Origin of the sequence: Parafrankia colletiae (assembly GCF_001854655.1) — a bacterium.
Lineage (GTDB): Bacteria > Actinomycetota > Actinomycetes > Frankiales > Frankiaceae > Parafrankia > Parafrankia colletiae.
This window is the reverse complement of record NZ_MBLM01000142.1, coordinates 18,766-40,632: the sequence shown is the minus strand read 5'-3', so window position 1 is coordinate 40,632 and position 21,867 is coordinate 18,766. Positions and strand designations below refer to the sequence as shown.

At 68.1% G+C, this 21,867-nt stretch carries 12 protein-coding genes and 1 pseudogene; 5 read left to right on the top strand and 8 right to left on the bottom strand.

Annotated elements, in window-relative coordinates; all coding sequences use genetic code 11:
- Positions 1-47: 47 nt before the first annotated feature.
- From CC117_RS24830 to CC117_RS37095, 3 genes are all read left to right on the top strand, one after another.
- Positions 48-497 (top strand): hypothetical protein, encoded by a 450-nt coding sequence (locus tag CC117_RS24830; RefSeq protein WP_071088208.1) that lies wholly within the window; start codon positions 48-50, stop codon positions 495-497.
- A gap of 159 nt (positions 498-656) precedes the next feature.
- Positions 657-1,952 (top strand): hypothetical protein, encoded by a 1,296-nt coding sequence (locus CC117_RS24825; protein WP_071088206.1) that lies wholly within the window; start codon positions 657-659, stop codon positions 1,950-1,952.
- A gap of 1,079 nt (positions 1,953-3,031) precedes the next feature.
- Entirely contained in the window at positions 3,032-3,946 is a 915-nt protein-coding gene (locus CC117_RS37095; protein WP_131803131.1) for a hypothetical protein, read from the top strand.
- A gap of 120 nt (positions 3,947-4,066) precedes the next feature.
- Here CC117_RS37095 and CC117_RS24810 read toward each other — a convergent pair whose 3' ends face one another.
- The 7 genes and pseudogenes from CC117_RS24810 to CC117_RS24780 all read right to left on the bottom strand — a co-directional run bounded on the left by CC117_RS24810 (position 4,067) and on the right by CC117_RS24780 (position 15,203).
- Positions 4,067-4,411, bottom strand: coding sequence for an excalibur calcium-binding domain-containing protein (locus tag CC117_RS24810; protein ID WP_241830394.1), 345 nt, complete (start codon positions 4,409-4,411; stop codon positions 4,067-4,069).
- 158 nt (positions 4,412-4,569) lie between these two features.
- Positions 4,570-5,220, bottom strand: a complete 651-nt coding sequence (locus CC117_RS24805; RefSeq protein WP_071088228.1) for a DUF4333 domain-containing protein — start codon at positions 5,218-5,220, stop codon at positions 4,570-4,572.
- Between the two features lie 102 nt (positions 5,221-5,322).
- Positions 5,323-5,469: pseudogene (locus CC117_RS40665) on the bottom strand (DUF2510 domain-containing protein); the annotation flags it as partial.
- A gap of 105 nt (positions 5,470-5,574) precedes the next feature.
- Positions 5,575-6,120 carry a hypothetical protein gene (locus CC117_RS24800; RefSeq protein ID WP_071088198.1) on the bottom strand — a complete coding sequence of 182 codons (546 nt, stop codon included), beginning with the start codon at positions 6,118-6,120 and terminating at the stop codon, positions 5,575-5,577.
- 585 nt (positions 6,121-6,705) lie between these two features.
- Positions 6,706-11,091 (bottom strand): Eco57I restriction-modification methylase domain-containing protein, encoded by a 4,386-nt coding sequence (locus CC117_RS24795; protein ID WP_071088196.1) that lies wholly within the window; start codon positions 11,089-11,091, stop codon positions 6,706-6,708.
- The gene (drmD, locus tag CC117_RS24790) at positions 11,088-14,402 is read right to left on the bottom strand and encodes a DISARM system SNF2-like helicase DrmD (protein WP_198541974.1); all 3,315 of its coding nucleotides are present in this window, start codon (positions 14,400-14,402) and stop codon (positions 11,088-11,090) included. Before drmD ends, CC117_RS24795 begins: the two co-directional genes overlap by 4 nt.
- Positions 14,403-14,702: 300 nt before the next feature.
- Positions 14,703-15,203, bottom strand: a complete 501-nt coding sequence (locus CC117_RS24780; protein WP_071088190.1) for a hypothetical protein — start codon at positions 15,201-15,203, stop codon at positions 14,703-14,705.
- Positions 15,204-15,667: 464 nt separating this feature from the next.
- Between CC117_RS24780 and CC117_RS24775 the strand changes: the two genes are divergently transcribed.
- Positions 15,668-17,314 carry an alkaline phosphatase D family protein gene (locus CC117_RS24775; RefSeq protein ID WP_071088188.1) on the top strand — a complete coding sequence of 549 codons (1,647 nt, stop codon included), beginning with the start codon at positions 15,668-15,670 and terminating at the stop codon, positions 17,312-17,314.
- Between the two features lie 304 nt (positions 17,315-17,618).
- On the top strand, positions 17,619-20,927 hold the full coding sequence (locus CC117_RS24770) for a type ISP restriction/modification enzyme (protein WP_071088186.1): 3,309 nt from the start codon (positions 17,619-17,621) through the stop codon (positions 20,925-20,927).
- Between the two features lie 64 nt (positions 20,928-20,991).
- On the opposite strand, the gene CC117_RS38220 is transcribed toward CC117_RS24770, so the two are convergent.
- Positions 20,992-21,240, bottom strand: a complete 249-nt coding sequence (locus tag CC117_RS38220; RefSeq protein ID WP_131803130.1) for a hypothetical protein — start codon at positions 21,238-21,240, stop codon at positions 20,992-20,994.
- Positions 21,241-21,867: the final 627 nt, after the last annotated feature.

Genomic DNA, 21,867 nt, shown 5'->3' with positions numbered 1-21,867 from the left:
TGGTATGCCAGCGACGGAGTGGCGGTTCTCCGTCGGTGTTCCACCCCATGGACGGCGATCTGTATTCGCTGGCCGTCGCCTCACCAGACTGCCGGGTGTCGGCCCGGTACTTCGGACGCCTGTCCAGGGACGCTGTGCGCGTCGATTCCAACGACGCGTTTCTCGCCGCCGAGCTGGGGTGCGTCCGGTCCGACCTTGGAATGCCCGGTGATCACCTCCAGTCCGTGGATCTTCCCTGGCCACAGTTCGTGGAGGAGGTGGCAGCCCTGCTCGGGCTCGGCGAAGCCGCCGGCGGCGGCCATGGCCGCTGCTGGCATGCCCAGGCCGACGCGCGCTATCCCCTGGCTTACGAAACCGCGGTTCTCCTCCGCACCGAAGGGCGCCAGAACTGCGGCGTGGGTCAGATCGGCCCGTTCATCTCGGCACGGGACGAGCCGATCGCGGGGTGGCTCGCCGCAGCGGACTATCGACCGTCAGCAGGCGAACCAGATCGGTAGATCCGGGTCCAAAGCGCACTTGGGGAGCTTGCTCTCGGTCCTCGCGGGACGGTTGTGACCGCTCAGGGCTGCCACCAGCCGGGGCCCGGGGAGACCGCGGCCGCCCGGAACCTCCTCACCTTATCGGCGCCCACGCGCGGGCCGTCGACGACGCCTGTCATGACGTCGGCGCAGCGGGCGGCAGCACGCCGAACGGAGTTCCGGGACCGGGCGAAGCATCTGACCGAAGCCGCGCGTCTCCCCACCGAGCCCTACACCTGCCAGGGCTTCCCCTTGTCGTCGGCACTGGTGCTCTTCGCCGATGCCACGACCCTGGCCGTTCTCGTCGGGGGCGAGGAGGACGCCCTCACGGTGGATTCGGCGTTCGCCTACGGCATCGCGCACGCCCCGGGCCGAGAACTCGCCGTGGTACTTCCCGCCGGCGCCGAAGCGGCCACGGTCTGCCGCGCCACCCACCTCGACCGGCCAGTCGCTATCTGGACGCACGACGGCACCGCCGTCACCCCCGTCCCACCAGGCGAGCGGGCCTGCGCTCCTGCCGGGATGCGCGAAACCGAACTGCGTGGCGGAGAACACGACCTCGGGCCACGCGGCGGGTGGATCGAGCACCTCACGTCCTGGGCGGACCGGTATCCTGACCTGGTGCCCGCGCACCGCGGCAGCTACCGCGCCTGGCACTGCGCGGGCCGGCAGCTACTCAACGTCAGACGCTCCCGCACCGGCATCGCCCTCGTGGCCGGGGTCAACTACTCGAAGCCGGAAGCCGGCGATGTTTCCCCGCTCCTCCTGTCCGTCGACGGCCCGTTGGACGCCGCCACCGCGGCGCGGGTCCGAGCAGCGGTGGAGACAGGTGTCGCGGATCGGCTCGGCAACCAGGACTCCGGCCACGCCGAGCACCGCCTCCAGGCGGCCCTGGCCAGCCACTGGAACAGGATCGGCTGGCCGGTCGCACGGCGGCTGGAGCGGGAGATGCCAGCCCGGCGGCCCGGCGAGCGCACCGGGTACGTCGACTTCGTGTCGGTCGACGACGCAGGCCTCCTGCACATCGTCGAGACCAAGATCGGCGACGACGAGTTCCTGGTCCTGCAGAGCCTCGACTACTGGCTCTGGGCGAGGACGAACGCCGATCTGCTCGCAGCCCACTTCGGGCTGGAACAGCTGACCGGAATCAGGATCGATCTGGTCGCCGCCGAGCCCGACGGCACCACGCCGGACGCGAACGCGCCGATCCTCAGCTCCTACGCACCGGCACAGCTCGAGGCACTCGGCAGCCACATCGACTGGGAGGTACACCGCCTCGCCGCCTGGGGCACCGCTGCGCCGGCCCTGCGTTCGCTCGGATCCAGGATTGTCCCCGGCCAGCCGCATGTCCGCCGACGCCCCGTGCCGCCGGCCCCGCACTCGGCGTCCGATTGCCTGCCGGTAATTCTTCAGCAGCGTCTCATCGTCGGATAGAAAAAAGTCCTCGGGCTGTGACCGTCGCCGCCGCTTCGGGGGTCGTCGGGGCTGCCGCGGCGCAGCCATCAGCCATGATCCGCTCGGCGCCAGCGTCGCCCAGTCCTCGGCATTCCTGGACCGGTTCGGGACGTCGGCGATCGGCCCCGTCCTGATCGAAAAGCTCGCCGACGACACCATGTGTCTCGCCGTCGAGTACCTGGCCGCGCCACCGAAGAAGATGTTGGGCCGGGCGGCCGAGCTGCGCACCCGCGTGTTGGCCGCCATCGACCAGGTGGGCCGCCCAGGGCAGCTTCATGACCTGCAGCTGATCCCGGCCAGCTCTCCGGGATCCTCTCCTACGCTGCCCTGGACCTGGGCAAGGTGGCTCCCGCCATGACCAACGCCCGGGCCGCACTGCTTGTGCGCCGACCTGGCCGGGCATCACGGTCTCGCCGTGTGAGCCCGCGGTACTCCGAGCCTCATCGCCCTGCCAGCGTCAGCCCCTCGCAGGCGGCCACGACCTGAACCCGCCCCCGCACACCTATTCAGCCGGACTGAAGGCTGCGGCACCGTCGTCACGCCGCACACAGGCCGACACAGCAGCAAGGCAACCGGGGCCCGACCCAAGAACACTTGCGCACAAGCAGGGAACCGCGAAGCCCGCCCTCCGCACTCTTCGCCACCAGCGCGAGCACCTCTCCTCACGATTCTCAACAATCCACCTACCTGGAGCCAACCAGCGACGTATGGTGGATGCGACGTATTTTCGCGTCGGTGGCGCCACCGACGAATGACAGATTTCCGCGCGAGGCTGTCGAAGCCTCCCGCGAGCTCTCCGCGTTGTCATGACGATCGACCGATACCAACTTTCTGATGGCCGGAAGTCCCGGGCGGTACGGCGAAGAGTTTCGATTCTGTTCGTCGCTTCACAAGCCCACGAGAAAAAATATTCACACTGATCCGAAGCCTGCTCGAGCAACCCTATTTTTCTTTACAGCACACTGTCCGACCGGCCGGCACCGTCGGACGACTCTTTGATCACGATCCGCTCCACACCTGTTCCACATCCTCCCAAGATCGACCGAGGTGATTAGATCATGGGCGAATTCCGCCGACACAGCCCACAGTGCGAGAACGCTGGACAACTGACCTGTAAATGCAGCAACTGTGGCGGATCAATGCACGGCTTGAGTGGCCACCTCGCGATGACCCGTGGACCGCAGGAGGCTCGGGACCAGCTGCGTGAAAAACTTGTGCGCAATCTGGTCAAAGTTCCCAGGGGACTTGTTCTCAAGGAAACCCAGGCTAATCGTGGCACGATGGTGCGAATCTGCGCCGTCGAGCTCGCGGACGGCATCGCCGCAGGCCAGGACAGCGATCACGGTAAGCATGATGTCAGGCTCGAGAATCCAGGTGTTTCCGGCCCCGATGCCGACCAGATCGAGGCAGTCGCCAGTCTTATAACGCGGAATCTCTGGCCGGAGCTCCGAGGCGCGATCGACGAGACCTCCGCAGAGTCTGGGATCCAGCCGGCGGCAGTACGGCGCGAGTTGGCGAGTCACGCGTGGTGCGATCTGATCGTCGGAATAATCAAGTTACTCGAAGAGACAAACGGCCTACTGGGCGACATCGAGAAGATCGGGCGAGACAGGATCGTACACGCGATGACCGATTCATCCATGCAGGAAACCCGCACCCAGGTCAACGAAAAAGTCATCGAACTGATGGCGGGCAGGGTGTGGTCGGCGCTGTTCACCGCGGTCAAGCAGGCCATGCCACCGCTGAACGTGCTGGACAACGACGCGCTGCTTCGCACCCTGCGCATCCTGGCTGTGTTCATCTGCCCGGCACCCCAGAAGCACAAGGAGGTCCACATACACGCACTGCGGCCACTCGGCGAGGATGTCCGAGGCTACCTGACCGAGCAGACCAAGGAGCATCTCAAAGAGGCGTTCGCTGATTGGGGGACGTGGTCGACACCGAGCACCGTCCCCGGGAACGGGACCGGCTGATCTTCACCGGTCTTCGGCGCATCCTCCCCCGATCACCCGACTCGCCCTGCCGCGGTGGCCAAACCTCGGTCATCCCAGGGACGACCGAGGTCTCGTGACGGCGGAGCGAAGCGCGAACTATCAGGATTCGCAGGCGACGCCGTCCCGATCGCGGTCCAGTTTGGTCGAGTAACCCGGGTCGCCCTCATGGAGCGGGGCCGCGCCGGCGGCACGTACCTCGGAGCAGTTCGCGTAGGAGACGTTCTGCGGACTGTCGTTCGCCGGCGGCGCGGCAGCCACCGGAGGGACGGTAGCCGCAGGCGGAGCGGCAGCCGGCGGTGGTGGTGCCGCCACCGGGGCGGAGGTCACCGGCGYCACGACAGCGGCAACCGTCGGCGGGACGGTGGTGACCRGCAGGCCGGCGGCCGACGGGGTTGCCGAGGATGTCGTGTTGACGGTGGGCATGACCGAGGCCTCAGCCCTCACGGCGTCACCCGAGGAATCCGATCCACATCCACTCATCAGACCGGCGGAAAGAAGTAGAGCCGCAACAACGGTCCGCGCACTGCCTGTCAGCAGCCCGCACCGGTTCATGCTTTGCACAGTTCCCCCTCAAAAGAAGTACACAGACGAAGGTCGGAGAGTCAGAGGGTCATCCAGGTGTAGCTGCCGCTGTCGTCTTCCACCGTGATCAGGACGAAGGTTCGCTCGCCGCCGCCTTCAGTGACGCACCGGAACGTGGAGCCCGCCGACATGGGCGGGTCCGCGGGGCAGGACACGGTGGCCGAGACACCGGTCTGACGCCTGATCYCCGCGGCGATGTCCCGCTGCACCCGATCCCGGTTGAACACGGCGTTCGAGGTGAGGACGGTGCTGGTCAGCGGTTTGCTCACGGCGAGCGCCAGAAGCGTCAGCGCCACGCACAGGCCGAAGGCGGACCACGTCGTCCACGGGGCCGGGCGGCGGCGGATCGCCCGCCCGAGCAGGTAGGCCCACGGGGAGAGGAACGCCAGCGCCCAGTGGGCCGGGTCCTCCCCGAGGCTACGCAGAACCCGGTGGTCGACGACCGCGAGGAACAGCCCGCAGGCCCAGCCGACGACGATTCCGAGCCAGACCGCCGACGAGACCCCGAGCTCCGGCAGCACCGCCCCGATGACCAGGCCGGCGAGCAGCCCGACCACCGGAGCGACCGCAACCGCCCAGGCCGTCGGTTCCTTCGCGGCCTCCCGGACCACGTCCCTGAAGGCGGGAGCCGGCGGCGACGGCGACGGCGACGGCGACGAGGGGGCCGACATCGCAGGCCCGACCGGCGGCACAGGCGGAGTCCAGTCTGCCGACAGCGCGGCCGGGGACGACGGGGCCGGTGCCGGCGACGGTGCAGACGCGCCCGCTGGTGGGCTTACTGATGCTGTCGGGCCCCAGGCGGTCCCGCTCCACCACCGTTGCCGGTTCGGGTCGTCCGGATCGGAATACCAGCCGTGCGGTGGTGGTGGCGGGAGCGACGGCCCGGGTGACACCGTCGGAGTCTCGGAACCGGTGGGCATGACGAGCTTCGTCTCCTGTCATGAATGGTTACGTCGCCGGCTGTGCCGACCGGACCGTCGAACAGCCGCGTGGGCCTGGACGCGGCCTGCTGCTCGCGCGCCGGCTCAGAAGGCGGGCCACTCCGCCAGGCTGGTGGAGTCGAACAGGCTCGAGGTGTAGACGAGGTTGCCGTGGGCGACGTCGACGGTCAGGCAGCCCTGGAACTTCTCTCCCACCCCGAGGGTCGCCGCGTTGAACGCCGGCTCACAGCCGAACGTCGGCTGCACCCGGGCGCCCTCCGGCGTGCGGACGAAGAAGTCGAACGGATTGACGGCGAGCCCCGCCTGCTGCGAGGTGAACGACACCATGAAGGTCGCGAACGACGGGCCGCTGGTCGGCGTGCTGACGCCGTTGAAGAACGACGCGACCGGCTTCGGCTCGGCGACGCTGAGGGTCGCCGCGACCTCGCCGTCCTTGCGGATCTCCAGGATCTCCCCGTACTGGGCCTGCCGGGTGCCCTCGGGCGCCGTGTCCTGCCCAGCCGCCGCACCAAGCGTGCTGTCCCCTGTGGTCGTCCCGGTCGAGGAGACCGACGTCTCCTCCAGACAACCGGTCAGTCCGACCATCCCGGCGAGCACCCCAGCGGCGACGAGGAATCTTGCCTTGCCCATGTGAAACCCCCGTGACAACCGCCGCCGGAACCGTTTTCCGGCAGCGTCGAAGACGCCATCCCAACCCACGGAGTACCCGTGCGTTGGGGGGAGGCGCGATAAGGCGAGCTTTTGTTCTACGCTGGCCTGACTGGCCGCGCCCTGTCGGACGTCGACCTCGACCATTCTTCCGAAATATTTGTTTGCCAAAATTTGACGATGGCTTGTGGTTACGTTTTCAGGCAACCGGCCGGCTCACCACAGTTCGACGCATGACGGCGCGCTCTCACACTCCGAGCGTCTTGATGACGACAGCCGGAGGATGTGTCCAGGACGCTACGGCCAGACAGGTATAGCGGTGGTTCCCGCGGCGCCGACGGCATTGGCTCGTCGTTCGCCTGGAACGCCGAAGATCACAGCTGCGGCGTGGTCGTACGTCACATCGAAACGCATGGGTCCCCCGAACCAGCGTGCACCGAAGACTGTCCCGGTCTTCGGCGGTGGAGCACAGTCAACGGAAGCGGAAGAAGTCTCCGTTGACCGACCTTTTACCCATCCTAGCCGCCCGGTCCGCGACTCTGACCGACGGGGTCAGACGAGCACGAACTACAGGTCGAACAGGGCCTCGCCCGGTGACGCGGCAGCGGCCGGCTTGGCGCGAGCACTCTTCTTCCTGGTGCCCTTCTCATGCAGCCCGGCGGCGACCTCCTCGGCGTACCGGGYGTGGTTCAGCTCGAGGAGCCGGTCAAGCACCTCTCGCTGCGCCCACGGCCCGATCGTGTACCGCGTGTACTTTCCAGCCGGATGGAAGCCGTGATCGAGCCCCTCCGCGACCATGTCGTCCCATCCGTATGCGCGAAAACTAGACTCGTCGATGAGCCGGTGAATCTCTCGCAGTTCAACCACGTCGACATCTTTGCAGTTAGAAGCAAACACTAGATTATATATTTTTGTCAACCCGATTTGCCTATTCAACATGGCCGCTCGCCGAAACATATCTAGCCGGGTCCCCAAATCTCGCATCTCAGGGGTGAGGTCGGGAAGCGGATAGTTCTCAAACACATCCGAAGGAGTATAACGAAGATCGGCCTTCATTGACGACGCTCGCGAGGAAACCCACCAGAAGTGGGCCGAGCTAGAGAGCAGCGCCAACATAGCCGGATCACTCGTGGCGAAGACTACAGTCGCATCGCTGAATATCTGGCCAGTCGAAATAAATGCCGGCACAAGAGTGGAGCTGACTCTCGTAATGACAACGACTCGATCAAAATCGGCTATCGCACGATGCAGCTCGGGCCTAGAACGAAAGAACTGCCACCAATAGCGTCTTCCATAGGCGTCTTTCTGCTTGCTTCGATAGGGTGCCACCTCGCGCAGTATATGATCATAGCAGGCGCCGTATTCTTTACTTCGATCAAGAGGCCAGTCTCGAAAATCAATAGCCCAGCGGCTAGCCGAAAGATCTGGTCTAGAATTTAGGTCCTGCCCGTTAAGATAGGGGCGCAGAACATCTCCACTCCGCGCATCGGAAGCCAGCAGCTTCGCATACAAATCCGACGAAACAACAAAACCGTCACCCATTACATAGACACCAACAAAGGAACGATTCAGGTTTGCAGCCAGTCGCATCGGCTGACCCGCTACTCGTGAGATTCCATCGAGCGATGACGAAATACCTCGAACCCCAGCACCATCAGCGATACGCAGGGCCCCATCCCCGGGAGGATCACAGCTTAGCCAGACTGCACAGTACTCAAGCACAGCCGACCGCGATGGCCATTTTTCACTTTTTATCGACCGACGTATCTCCAGCCCACCCGCAAGAAGAGAATCGAGTCCAACCTCCCGCGTATCACCCTGCGAAAGAGTGTTTGTGGCAATTATTCCCACGTGCCCAGACAAATTCAGCAGTTTATGTACGCGCAAGACAAAGTAGGCAACAAGATCGGCATGCCCCTTGGCGCCTTGAGCCACATTATCAACAAGATATTCCCGATAGAATGACCCAAATGCACCACTAATCTTCTTACCGCCAAGAAAAGGCGGGTTGCCGATTATGGCATCGAAACCCCCTCCCTCGAAGACCTCGGGGAAGACGAGGGGCCAGTGGATGGGCCTGCGGTCGAAGCTGCCGGGGGTGTGGTCCGTCGCCAGCCAGCGTCTAATTTCGCGCCTGGCGTCGTCCATGTCCCTGTTGCCGTTGACGATCTCGTCGACGATCTTGGCGGCTGTTTCGGAAGCGGCCTTCTGGCCGCGTTCACCCCGGCCGGCGTGGGCCAGGGTGGCGCCGATCAGGGCGTCGGCGAAGAGGGTGAGCTGGGCAGTCCGCTTCTTCGCGTCGCTGAGCAGGATTTCCTTTTCTTCCAGGCCCTGGAGGGTCGAGCCGTCGGTGGCGACGATGGCCTGGCGTTCGACGGCCACCTCCCAGACCAGTTCGCGGATGCCGGACGTCCAGCCGAAGATATCGGAGTGGATCTCCCGGCCTTTCGCCGGGTCGAGGTGCATGTGTTCGAGCTGGTCCAGCGAGGTGATGCCGAGCAGGGAGTCGCCGGCGACGAGTTTGTCGTCGAGGAAGGTGAAGGTGCGGCGGGTGTCCATCGAGACGAGCCACAGGGACAGCTTTGCCATCTCGACGGCCATCTCGTTGATGTCCGCGCCGTACAGGCAGTGTTCGATGATCTGGCGGCGGGCCTCGACGACGGCGTCGTCCTCTTCTGCGTCCCGGCCCAGCCATTCCCCGGTGTCGTCGTGCCCGGGCAGGGCGCCGGGGCCGGAAGCTGTGTCGCGGGCAGCCGCGCCCCCGCCTGTCGCTCCCCCGCGTGTCGTTCCTACTCCCGTGCCGGCCGGCGCTTCCCGCCCACCGGCACGGGGGTCGCCTTCCAGGGTCCAGGCCTCGACGAGGCGGTCGCCGAGGTAGCGGGCGGCGGCGACGAGGAACGCTGCCGAGCCCATCGCGATGTCGGCGACCTTCAGCGCGAGGATGTCCGTGCTGGAGCGCAGCTTCCAGGCGTTGGTGTCGGCGGTCTGCAACGGCCCCGGTAGATAGACCAGCGGTTCCAGGGCGTTGTTCGCGACCTCCTCGGCGAGGAAGCGGGGCGTGTAGTGGGTGCCGGTGTTCTTCCGCAGCGGGGATTCGGTGACGTACAGGCCACTTTCGAGAATGACCACCGGCTGGTCGCGCAGGTCGCGGCGCAGCAGGCCGAAGAAGGGCAGCAGTCGTTCGGCGATCGGGTAGTCCCCGCGGGTGACGGCGAGCAGGGCCTTGCGGGCCTCCTCCCGTTCACCGGCTTCCAGCGGGATGAGGCGCTTCTCGATCGCCTTCGGCGAGCCGATACCGCTGGCGGCGAAGCGTTCGGCGAGGGCGGCGGCGAATAGCGGGCGACCCCGGTGCCGTGAGGCCAGGTCCTCCAGTTCGGAGAGCAGGACCTCGGCTTCGAGGCCCTCCTTGCCGACGAGGCCGACGACGACCTCGCCGGCGGGAGCGCGCTGGGCGTCGTAGGAGAGGAGGCCCTCGTAGACGTAGCCGATCTGTTCGACGTCCAGGGAGCGGAAGCTCAGGGTGCGGCGCTCACGCGAACGGCCGGTGCCGACCTGGACGTACTGGACGGCGCGGAGCGTGTGCAGCACGGTGCGGTCGTCGACGGCGAGGGGCAGCCAGGGGTGGGTCGCCGGGTCGAACAGGGAGCCGCCGTGGGCGTGCATGCGCAGGCGGGGGTGGTCGATGCCGGTGAAGACGGCGGTGAACAGGGCGCGCAGGCGGTGCCAGGCGGCCGTCGACTGTTCGAGGTCGTCCTCGGTGGCGCCGTCGGAGAGCTGCTGTTCGAGCTCGGCGCACAGCCGGCCGACGGAGTAGGTGCGGGCGTACAGGTCGTTGTCGGCGGGCAGCAGGCCGCGTTCCTCGGCGTAGAGGAGGAAGACGATGCGCATCATGACGGCGACGGCGCCGCGGTAGATGTCGTGTTCGGGGATGTCGCGCAGCCCGACGCCGCCGCGGGTGTGTTCGGCGACGTGCCAGCGGCCGAAGGCGGCGACGAGCAGTTCGACGGCCTGGCGGACCTGGACGCCGAGTGCTTCGGTGATCTCCTCCTGGCTGCCGAGGCTCGCCTTCAGCAGCGGGACGAGGGTCTCCGCGTCGGGCACGGCGAAGAAGCGGCGCCGGCACAGCAGGGAGACGAAGGCGCGGACGACGTCCCGTTCGGCGGCTTCGGGCCAGGAGACCGCGTCGAACACGGCGGTGGTCGTGACGCCGCCGCGCGGGGCCCAGACCAGGGCCCACTGGCGGCCGTTCGTGACCAGGGCCAGTTCGATGCCGTGGTGCCGGCAGGCGAGGGCCGCCCGGTCCACCGGGGTCGCCGCCCAGGCCTGCCCCGCGATGCGGCCGGTCGGTGACTGGCCGGGCGGGACGACYAGGCCGAGCAGGCGCACGGCGTCCGGCTTCACCCCGGCTGCGGCGTCGGAGGCGTCGATGGCGTCGGCGCTCGGGTCGACGAGGACGAAGGACGGGGTCACGCGGGTGTCGTGCTGGTCGACGTCCACGGTGAGCGCGGCGAGCGGGCTGGCGGCGTCAACTCCGGCGGCCGGTGCGTCGGCGGTGGGCCCGCCGTCCGTCCTCGCGTCGGGTGCGGCGTGCGTTCTGGCGTCAGGCACGGCGTCGGCCGCGGGCCAGAGGAGTGCGTCGCCCCAGCCGAGCAGGTCGGCGAGCACGTACCGGACCCAGGCGCGCTGGCCGGCGGCGGGGACCTCCAGCCAGGTGGCGTGTTCGCGGCGGAGCCGTTCGCGGGTCTTCTTCTCCAGCGGGTCGAGGGTCGGCCAGATCCGCCGCAGCACGGGCAGGCTGAGGAACGGCCCGGTGACGTCGATCAGGGTCAGCCAGTCGCGGTGCTGGGTCGTGCCGTCCGGGACGGGGGGCCGCCGCCGGGCGCCCGGGCCGCCCGGGCCGCCGGAACCGCTGGAGCCGGCACGGGCGCCGGTTGTCGTCCGTGTTGTGCTCATCGTCCCGCCTCCCGGGCCGGCACGACCAGGACGACCGCGACCGGGAACTGGTGCTGGCGGGGGTCACGGTAGCGGCCAGCGATCACATTGAGCTCCCGTTGTCTCTCCTGGGCCAGCCGGCGCAGGCGGTCCTCCCAGGACTGCTTGTCCCGGCGGAACTGCGCCAGCTCCTCCCGGCTCTTGGCGATCTCGGCCCGGCTGAACAGGGCGTCCTCTTCGTTCTCGGGGCTCGCGAGCGCCGCCTGCAACGTGCTCGCGAACTGGTCGAGGATGGTGGCGATCCGGGTCTCCTCGGCGTTCTGGCGCTGCGCCAGGATGCGGGTGAGCGACTCCTGGCGGGTTCTCGTCCGCCAGTTCAGGGCGGAGAGCACGCCCTCACGCGCTGCCGGCCAGCGTTCGGCGAGGCGTTCCTGGGTCTCGCGGGAGACGGGACGTCCCGCGGCGAGCGCCGGGCCGACGATCTCGCCGAGGACGGTGAGGTTCTCCAGGCGGCGGAACCGGCCGGCCGCGGGCATCCAGCCGCCGGCCTGCAGGACCTCCTCGTGCAGGCGCACGCCGTCGGCGCCGACGAGGACGAAGCGGGAGAAGGCGCCGACGAGCACCTCCTCGCAGCGCGGGTCGTCGGTGCGCACGGCGGTCACCCGGTGCAGGCCGATGTCGGCGTTGGAGACGGCGCCGCGCAGCAGCCGGGTCGACATGTCGACGAGCCGGTGGCCGAGGTGTGCGAGGACGACGTCGTCGCGGCCCCGGGCGACGGCCGCGTCGAAGGTGACGGGCAGCTGGCGCGGCGGGGCGCCGTCGCGGTGCAGCTTCTCGGTGAGCCCGGCCGAGGCCCGCGCCCACGAACCGGTCAGGGTGGGGACGTCGAACATCCCGTCGCCCGGTTCGTCGTCACGCTGGGCGGGGAGGTGCCGCGGGTGATCGTCGTAGAGGTCGCCGCGTTCGTCGACGTGGGGCTGCAGGGGCTGCTGGCGGGCGAGGCCCAGGGCGGTGTTCACCACCCGTTCGACGGCCTGCGGGGTGATGCCGAGATCGCGGACGGTGTCGTCCAGGGTGGCGCGCAGCCGGCGTACCTGCTCCCGCACGTTCTCGGCGACGGGGACGGCGTCGTCCTTGCCGCCCGCCGCCGCGCCGGCCGGGGTGTCGAGGTCGTCGAGGGTGGTCAGGTCGGCGGCGCGTTCGCCGAGCATGCGGCGCTGTACCCGGTCGGAGAGCACCGCGTTGACGGAGCCGAGGTCGGCCTTCATCTGCGCGACCTTCTTCACAACCCGGGAGAGGAACTCCAGGTCGGCCTCGTACGAGTCGACCGCGCCGGACCACCCGGAGCCGACGAAGTGCCGGATCTCCGGCTGCTGGCGCTGCCCGTACCGGTCGATCCGGCCGATCCGCTGCTCCAGCTTGTTCGGGTTGAACGGGATGTCGTAGTTGACCAGGCGGTGGCAGTGGTTCTGCAGGTCGATGCCCTCGCTGGCGGCGTCGGTGGCGAGCAGGATCCGCACCGGGTGCTCGCTCGGGTCGGCCTGGAACGCGAGCCGGAGCTGCTCGCGCTCGTCGGCGGGCAGGCCGCCGTGCAGCAGGCCGAGCCGCTCCCCGCCGAGCCCCTGCTGGCGCAGCAGGCCGGCGAGCCAGGTCTGGGTGTCGCGGTACTCGGTGAAGACGACGACCCGCTCGTTGAGCCAGTGCTTCCCGTCCGGGCGGCAGACCGAGACCAGGTAGGCGAGCAGGGCCCGGGCCTTGGCGTCCGGGTCGGCCTCGTGGGCGTCCGCCCAGCGCTGCATCCGCGCCAGCAGCTCGGTCTCGGGGTCGGTCGGGTCCGGCTGCATCGGACGGACCCGGCCCAGCGCGTCGTCCTCGGCGTCGGCGAGCTGCTCGTCGTCGAGGGTCGCGATGTCGTCGAAGTAGTCGTCGATCCATTCGGGCACGTCGTCGACAAGGCCGGCGGCAGACGGTCCCGGCCGGCCGTGGCGGGCGGCGAGGGTCTCCCGGTAGACGGCGACGGTGTGCGCGAACGCGGCCGGGGAGGAGAACAGCCGCTTCTTCAGCAGCAGCGTCACCAGGTCGGTCGCCTTGCGGCCCCGTTCGGAGTTCAGCCGGGTCCGGCGCAGCGCGGAGAACTCCTTGAGCAGGCCGTGGATCTCCCGTTCGTCGTCGGGATAGACCACCGGCAGGTCGATGGAGCGGCGGGGCTGGAACCGCGGGGTGCCGTCGGCGTTCTCGATGCCACCCTTCAGCCTGCGGACGACCACGTCCTCGACCGCTTTGCGGTCCGGTGCGACACCGCGGGCGAAACGCTGGTCGTCGAGGATTTCCAGCAGCGCGGTGAACGACGCGAGATAGCCGTTGTGCGGGGTGGCGGAGAGGAACAGCCGGTGGGTGAAGTGCGGGGCGAGGCGGCGGATCAGCTTCGTCTGCTGGGAGTCGACGGCGTAGACCTGCTTCGGCGCGGCCGGGGCGACGTGATGGGCCTCGTCCAGGATGAGCAGGTCGAACGTACGCGGATAGGTCGGCTGGCCGTCGCCGGGAAGCACCTCGTCGAGCAGCCGCTGTGCCTTCGGGCCGCGCAGCCAGGGGAGGCTGACGATCGTGAGGGGATAGACCTCGAACGGGTTCGCCGCGCTGCCGTGTGAGCGTCGGACGGCGGCGCACCGCTCGGCGTCGATGACGGTGAACTCGCGGCCGAACTTCTCCGCCATCTCGTCGCGCCATTTCAGGGTCAGCCCGGCGGGGCAGACGACCATGATCCGCCGGGCCCGGTGGCGCAGCAGCAGCTCCTCGGCGACGAGACCGGCCTCGATCGTCTTGCCGAGGCCGACGTCGTCGGCGAGCAGCAGGTTGACCCGCGGGGCCTCCAGCGCCCGGGCGACGGGTTCGAGCTGGTAGTCCTCGACGGCCACGCCCGAACGGAACGGGGCCTGTAGGCGGCGGGCGTCCGCGGAGGTCACCGCCGACCAGCGGATGGCGTCCAGGAAGGCGGCGAGCCGCTCCGGGGAGTCGAAGCCGCCGCTGGTGACGTCGGGCAGGGAGCCGCTGGGCAGGATGCGCCGGCCGGGCTCGACCTCCCAGATCACCTCGATCGTGTGGCCGTACCGGCCGTCCTCGACGCTCTGCAGGGTGACGAGGGAACTCGGGACCGCCGGCCCCGGGCCAGGGCGCGCGCCCGCGCCGTCCTGCGTGATCTGGGCATCGGTCTCCGCGACCACCCATTTCTGCCCACGCACCTCGACCAGTGCCCCGATGCCGGGCAATCCCACCCCCGCCGTGGACGTCGCACCGTCATGCGATGACACACGTTCCGTGGTCGAACTCGGCATCCTCATCCCCCTTGTGGACAGCCCGAACATTCTGGCAGGGCAGCGAGTGGCCCTCGCGTCTGCGGGGCCCGCCGACGTCGAGTACCCGCACATCCCCGGCCAACCGGACAGGCAGCGGAAGCGTACCACTGTGAACCGGATTCACAAGACCCACCAGTCCTGAGCGGTGGACGAGTCGCCTCAGCCCGGCCGGACGGACGGCCGGACGCGACCGGTCGAAGGATGTGCGATTTCCACCAGCCGCCAGCGCGGGCGGCGGCCGGGTAACCAGCCAACCGCCCGCGCCGTGCCGTGCCGCGCTTACGGGATCGGGCGGTAGAAGGTCTGCGGTGCACCGCAGTAGTTGGACGACGGAGCCACCGCGTCGGGAACGGCGGAACGGCAGACCCGGATGGTCACGTGGTCGATGGTGCCCACGACGAGACCGGGCTGAAGCGTGAAGGCGAACTTGCGTGCCCCGTTGTCCACCTGCCGCGCGGCCCGGTCCACCGGCGTGTTGCCGCTGTAGGCGGTGAAGATGGCGGTGGTGCGCAGCCCGTCGTCACGGATGGGCAGGCACAGGTTGTTGTACATGTCGTAGACCACTCCCGCGACGTCCACGACCGGCACCCCGGGCGTGCCGAGGGTGCGCCAGGAAAGGTCCCCCTCGGTGTAGCCGAACAGACAGTCGTCCGCGGGGACGGTGAACGACGGGGTACTCTGTGGACTGATTGCCAGTGCCGCGCCGGGTGCGAGGAAAATGCCGACGAAAGCGGTCAGGAACAGGGTAGCCAGCCGAAATGACGTGAATACGCGCCTCATTGCGGTCCTTTCATTTCTTGCCCGCGTTGCTGTCGGCGCGACAGTACTTCCCACCACATTTCGTTGCCAGTTTATTGGCGTTGACTTTCACTGGTATTCACCTCYCCGACATCCGGCACCCAAACTCGTGGCTGGAATTGCGTGGAAGGCCTGTCTGCCATCCCCACCCGCCCCGCCCCCCAGTCCGGCGCCTCTGGCTCCGGCYGGTGGCCGGTGGCCGGCCACCGGCCAAAACCGCCATCAATGTCCTCGATCGGCACGCTGCGTAGCCTTCCCGAGGCTTCAGGCGAGAACGTCGCGGTCGTCCCACGGTGCACCGCACGCCGCGCCGGTCGGCCGCTCACCGGGAGGCCGAGCATTTCGACAAGTGGGTTCTGAGCGGAAATTTGACGTTTCTTGGGCGGCTACCTCGTGTTGGTGGGCTCATCTGGTCCCCCGTCGACCCACCCCTGAGGAAGACATTCGTGACGATCAGTTCTGAGCATTCCGCCGAACTGCGGGCCGCTGCCCGCGGCCTGGAACGGCGTAGGTTCCTCACCCTGTCCGGTGCGGCCGCGACGCTCGCGTTCACCGTCGGCCTGCCTGGTACCGCCTCCGCCAGCGCTCCGGCGCTGGCTCCGGGGAAGGTGACGAGCGATCCGTTCACGCTCGGTGTCGCGTCCGGCGACCCGCAGCCGAACTCGGCGCTGCTGTGGACCCGGCTGGCGCCGCAGCCGCTGGTCGCCGACGGCGGACTGCCGCCGGCCCGCATCCCCGTCGCCTGGGAGATCGCCTCCGACGAGCGGTTCCGCCGCATCGTGCGTCGCGGTGACGACTGGGCGCATCCCGAGTTCGGCCACTCCCTGCACGTGGATGTTCCCGGCCTGGCGCCGGACCGCGAGTACTACTACCGGTTCCGGGTGGGCTCGTGGGTGAGCCCGGCCGGCCGGACCCGGACCGCGCCCGCCCCCGGCGCGCCCGTGCGGTCGATGACGTTCGCCACCGTCTCCTGCCAGCGTTACGACCAGGGCTACTACACCGCCTACCGGCACCTCGCACAGGAGAACGTGGACGCCGTCTTCCACACCGGCGACTACCTCTACGAGTACGCGGTCAACAGTGCCGGCGGCACCCGCGCCTACACCGACCGGGTGCTGCCGGACGCCGTCAACCGCGAGACGGCCACCCTGGAGGACTACCGGGTGCGCTACGGGCTGTACAAGTCGGACCCGGACTTGATCGCCGCGCACGCCGCCCACCCGTTCGTGGTCACCTGGGACGACCACGAAGTGGAGAACAACTACGCCGGCGGCATCCCGGAGAACAGCGTTCCGCCCGAGGAGTTCCTGCTCCGCCGCGCCGCCGCCTACCGCGCCTACTGGGAGAACATGCCGTTGCGGCGGCCGCAGTTCCCGCAGGGGCCCGACATGAGCCTCTACCGGCGCTTCGGCTGGGGACGGCTGGCGCAGTTCGACGTCCTCGACACCCGCCAGTACCGCACCAACCAGGCCAACGGCGACGGCTGGAAGCCGCCGAGTGCCGAATCCGAAGCCGAGAGCATGACGCTGCCGGGCCTCGACCAGGAGCGCTGGCTGATCGACGGCTGGGCACGGTCGAACGCGCAGTGGAACATCGCCTCACAGCAGGTCGTCTTCTCCCGCCGGGCCAGTGCCGATGGCAGCGCGAACCTGTCGATGGACTCCTGGGACGGCTACCCGGCGTCCCGGCGGCGGGTCCTCGACGGCTGGAAGCGGGGCCTGCCCCGCCAGGGCCGCTCCGGCAAGGAGCTGATGGTGCTCACCGGTGACGTGCACGTTGCCTACGGCTTCGACATCCACGACGACCCGGCCGACCCCGCCTCGGAGATCCTCGGCACCGAGGTCGTCGCCACCTCGATCACCAGCGGCGGCAACGGTTCCGCCCAGCCGTCGAACTGGGCCGGCTACCACGCGCGCAACCCGCACCTGAAGTTCTACAACGGCCTGCGCGGTTACGTGCTCGTCAACCTCGGCGCGACGGCCGCCGAGATCGACTGGAAGACGGTCAGCCACGTCAGCACGCCCGGCGGCACCCTGGTGACCGCCGGATCGTTCGTGACGCAGGCGGGAAGCCCCGGCCTGGTGGCCCGCTAGCCTCCATGCCGTAACCGTGGATGTAGCAGAGGACAGGGCGGCGACCTCCCAGGTTCTTCCTGGGAGGTCGCCTCAGCCTTCGCAGCCGCGGCCGTTGCCGTCCCGGTCCAGGTCGAAGGGGTCGGGAGGCGTGACACGCAGCGGGCTGCGGACGTACCCAAGGGCGAGACCCGCTCCACACTCAAAAACGGACATCATGCACAACCGAGCTTTTCCACCCTTATCATGACGATTTACAAAACCTCACGGAACCGGATCACGAAAAAGATACTGTCATTATTCCGGTGATTCTTGGGGGAAGATCATGTCGACGGGAACGGATCAATGGCTGCTCGCGGCCGTCTCCAACTTCGGCCAGAGGTGCACAGGAAAGCTCTCCGGGGGTGGCAGCCCGGAAGCCGCGATCCGAAGCCCGTTGGAAGAGCTCCTGACCGTTGTGGGTACCCACCACGAGCTGTCCGAGGTCACCTGGCACGACGAGGTGCGTCTTCCCGAGCTCGGCGTACGACCCGACTACGCCGTCCAGGTCAGCGGCCTGGTAACCGGCTACATCGAGATCAAGAAACCCGGCCTTTCCGTGGACCCGCAGAGCTTCACCGGCCGCAACAGGGAACAGTGGGAGCGGCTGCGCGATCTCCCGAACCTGCTCTACACGAACGGCACCGAGTGGCGACTCTTCCGGGATGGCGTCCAGGTCGGTGAAACCGTCCACTTCACCGGCGATCTGAGGAAAATCGGAGGGCGGCTGCGGACGGCCGAGYCGGCTGCCTTCGACGCGCTGATGACGACGTTTCTTCTGTGGAGCCCGCCTCCACTCCAGAATGTGGCCCGGYTCGTCCAGCACATCGCCCCGCTGTGCCGCCTCCTGCGCGCCGCTGTGCTGGAGCAGCTCACCGCCGAAGCCAGGTCGGACGCACCGGAGGACGACCCCCGGGCCCGCCCCTTCACCGGCCTGCGGAACGACTGGCGCAACCTGCTCTTCCCCGAAGCGGACAACCAGAAGTTCGCCGACGGCTACGCCCAGACAGTGACGTTCGCACTGCTGCTGGCCAGAACGGAGAACATCCCCCTGATGCAGGGCGGCCTGCACGAGATCGGCCGACAGCTGCACGCGGAGCACGCGCTGATCGGCAGCGCACTGCAGATGCTCACCGACAACATCAGCAAACGCTTCCTGGTGACACTTGATCTCCTGACCCGCACCATCGAGAATGTCGACTGGCCAGCCATCCGACGCGGGAACCGGGATGCCTACCTGCATCTCTACGAGAACTTTCTGACCAGGTACGATCCTGTGCTGCGGCAGCGCAGCGGCTCGTACTACACGCCACGCGAGATCGTGGAGAACATGGTGCGCCTGACCGAGGAGGTTCTGCGCACCCGCCTCGGCAAGGAACAGGGCTACGCCGAACCCGACGTCCGCATCGTCGACCCGGCGATGGGAACCGGAACCTTTCTCCACGCCATCATCGAAAGAGTCTCCGAGGACGCCGCCGCCCAGCACGGCAACGGCATGAAGATCGACGCTGTCGCGCGGCTGGCGGACCGCCTGTACGGGTTCGAGATGCAGATGGGCCCGTATGCCGTCGCCGAACTCCGCACCTCGGACCTGCTCCGGGACAAGGAGATGTGGTTGCCGGCGGAGGGCCTGAAACTCTTCCTGACCGACACCCTCGCGACACCTTTCGTCGATGAGCAGCCGGCCCTCCTCGCCTACAGCGAGCTGTCTGTCTCCAGACGACGGGCCAACCAGGTCAAACGCCAGGTTCCCGTCACCGTGGTGATCGGCAACCCCCCGTATGACCACCAGGCCGAGGGACGCGGCGGATGGGTGGAGAAAAAAGATTYCCCCGTGGCTGACGGAAAAGCCCCGTTGGACGCCTTCCGTCAGGAAGGYAACGGCCGGTACGAGCACGCGCTCAAGAACATGCACATCTACTTCTGGCGGTGGGCGACCTGGAAGGTCTTCGACGCCCACGAGAGCAATCGGAGCGGGGTGGTCTGCTTCATCACACCCGCGGCTTTCTCGACCGGCCCCGGTGGGCGTGGCCTGCGTGAGTATCTCCGTCGCACCTGCGACGAAGGCTGGATCATCAACATCTCTCCCGAGGGGCAGCGTGCGGGTGTCGCCACCCGCGTCTTCCCGGGAGTGGCGCAGCCGTTGGGCATCTACATCTTCGTGCGCGGCGCGGGGCACACCCCCGGCGGCCCGGCCCGCATCCACTACCGCTCGATCACGGGCTCGCGGGATGACAAGTTCCGGCAGCTGGCACGTATCGCGATCGACGACGACGGCTGGCGGGACGCTCATCGCGACGGAGATCGCCCTTTCACCCCGAACACGGAGTCGGGCTGGGAGGATTTCCCCGCGCTCGCCGATCTTTTCCCGTGGGGAAGCCTCGGCGTGACGTCGAACCGCTCCTGGGTGAGCGCCCCCAGCACCGAGATACTGCGCCGCCGCTGGTCACGACTGATCCGCGAGGACGACTCGGACACGAAGACCACATTGTTCAAAGCGACCCGGGACCGCACGCTGCTCCGGGCGGTGCCGCCCCTGCCGGGGCAACCGCCGCACCGCACCGCCATTGGGCGGGAGAGCGCCCTCGATCCCCCGGCGGTCCGGCTCGGAATGCGCAGCTTCGACCGTCAGTGGTTGATCGCCGACAGCCGGGTGCTGGATTTTCCCCGCCCCGACCTGTGGTCCTCGCTGCAGAACGGCCAGATCTTCCTCAACCAGCAGTCCTCTCACAAGATCGAGTCCGGGCCGGCTGTCGTCGCGACCGCGCTGATACCCGACACCCACCATTTCAACGGTCGCGGCGGCAGAGTCCTGCCGCTGTTGCAGCCCGATGGCTCGGCCAACGTCGCCGGCGGGCTCCTGCCCCACCTCGCCGGCGTGCTCGGCCAGGAGCGGGTCACCGCCCTGGAGCTGGCGGCCTACACGGTCGCGGTGGCGGGRCATCGCGCCTTCACCGAACAGTTCGCCGAGGAGCTGCTCACCCCAGGGGTCCGCCTTCCCCTCACCCGCGACCCCGAGCTCTGGCACAGGGCAGTCRCCCTGGGCACCGAGCTGCTGTGGGCCTCGACCTACGGTGCCCGGTGCGCGGATCCGGCGCAGGGCCGCCCCGTCGGCGACGTCAGATTCGGCAATGGCGACCCGCGGCAGGTCCGCTATGACTCCCATATCCGCGACCGTTTCCCGGAACACCTGCGCCACGACAGCGCGACCAACACGCTGTATCTCGGCGACGGTGTCTTCAGCCCGGTCCCCGAAGAGGTTTTCACCTTCGATGTCGGCGGGATGCAGGTCGTCCAGAAATGGTTCGGCTATCGGAAAGCGTCACCCAACAGCAAGCGGACCAGCCCGCTTGACGATGTTCACCTTGACCGCTGGCCGCACGACTGGACGACGGAACTCATCGAGCTTCTGTCGGTGCTCCGCCGCCTCGTCGGGTCGGCGGCGGCGCAGCGGGACCTGTTGGCCGAGATCCTGGCCGGTCCGGTGGTGGCCCAGCATGACCTCATCGCGGCGGGTGTGCTGCCGCTGACGACGGCTGCACGTAGACCGCGGTACCGAAGTGCGGTGGGGCTGTTCGCGGACGTCGACGCCTGACCCACGGCTCGGCCCGGCGGCATCCAGGCGGTACCCCCGGGGGATCCGGCGCCTGAGGGATGCCTCAGGCGAGAAGGTGACGGACCGCCTGGTCACGGGAGAGCACGCCCTGGGCCAGCCGGCGAAGGGCGTGCGGTGCGCGCCGCGCCGCCCGTGGGGAACCAGCCGCGGCCTCCAGAACGTCAGCGAAGGACACGACCGCGGCCAGCCGTGCCTCGGCCTCTTCCTGCCGGGCACGATGGAAGATCGCGGCCCCGAGAGTCGTCACCGTCAGCACGCCGTCGGCCTCCGAGACCAGCTGCTTCCACCTCATGGCGGGCACTTCCGCCGCCAGCATCCGCGCCGTCAACCCACGGGCTTCCGCAGCCGCGGACGCCGCCGGCTCGTGCCCCGACGAGGGCAGATCTCCGACCATGAGTTCAGCCAGTATCCGATGCTGCGACTCAGTGAGCTCGATGTGAGGGATCACCCTGGAACCATACCCAGTGCACACGACCGAGAGATGAGACAAGCCGACCACATTCAAACAGCCTCGGCGAACATTACAGCTACGGGCAAATGAGGCGGCGGCTTCGTCATATTTCTATTTTCATTCTCAACTTCACCAAGCAAGATCTATTATCTGGCGAACGTGTCGAACGCCCACCCTGGGCGGACATCGCAAGTCGTGAGCGCCTTCCTCGATCCGCGTGCCCAGGAGCCCCCGCTCGACCTACTGCTCTCCGAGCTGGGCGCACGGCCGACCGCAGCCACGATCCGGGCGCGCTGCCGCCACTCGCGCACACCCAGTTCGAGATCTGGCTGCACTGCGACGGGCGCTGCCTGACAGCCACCGTGCCCGCGCCGGGGCGTCGCCTCCACGGCAGTGCACGGCTTCGTGGGGCGGCGCCGCGGAGAGAATTACCATCCGCGTCAGAACGAGCACGGATTGCAGTTTTGC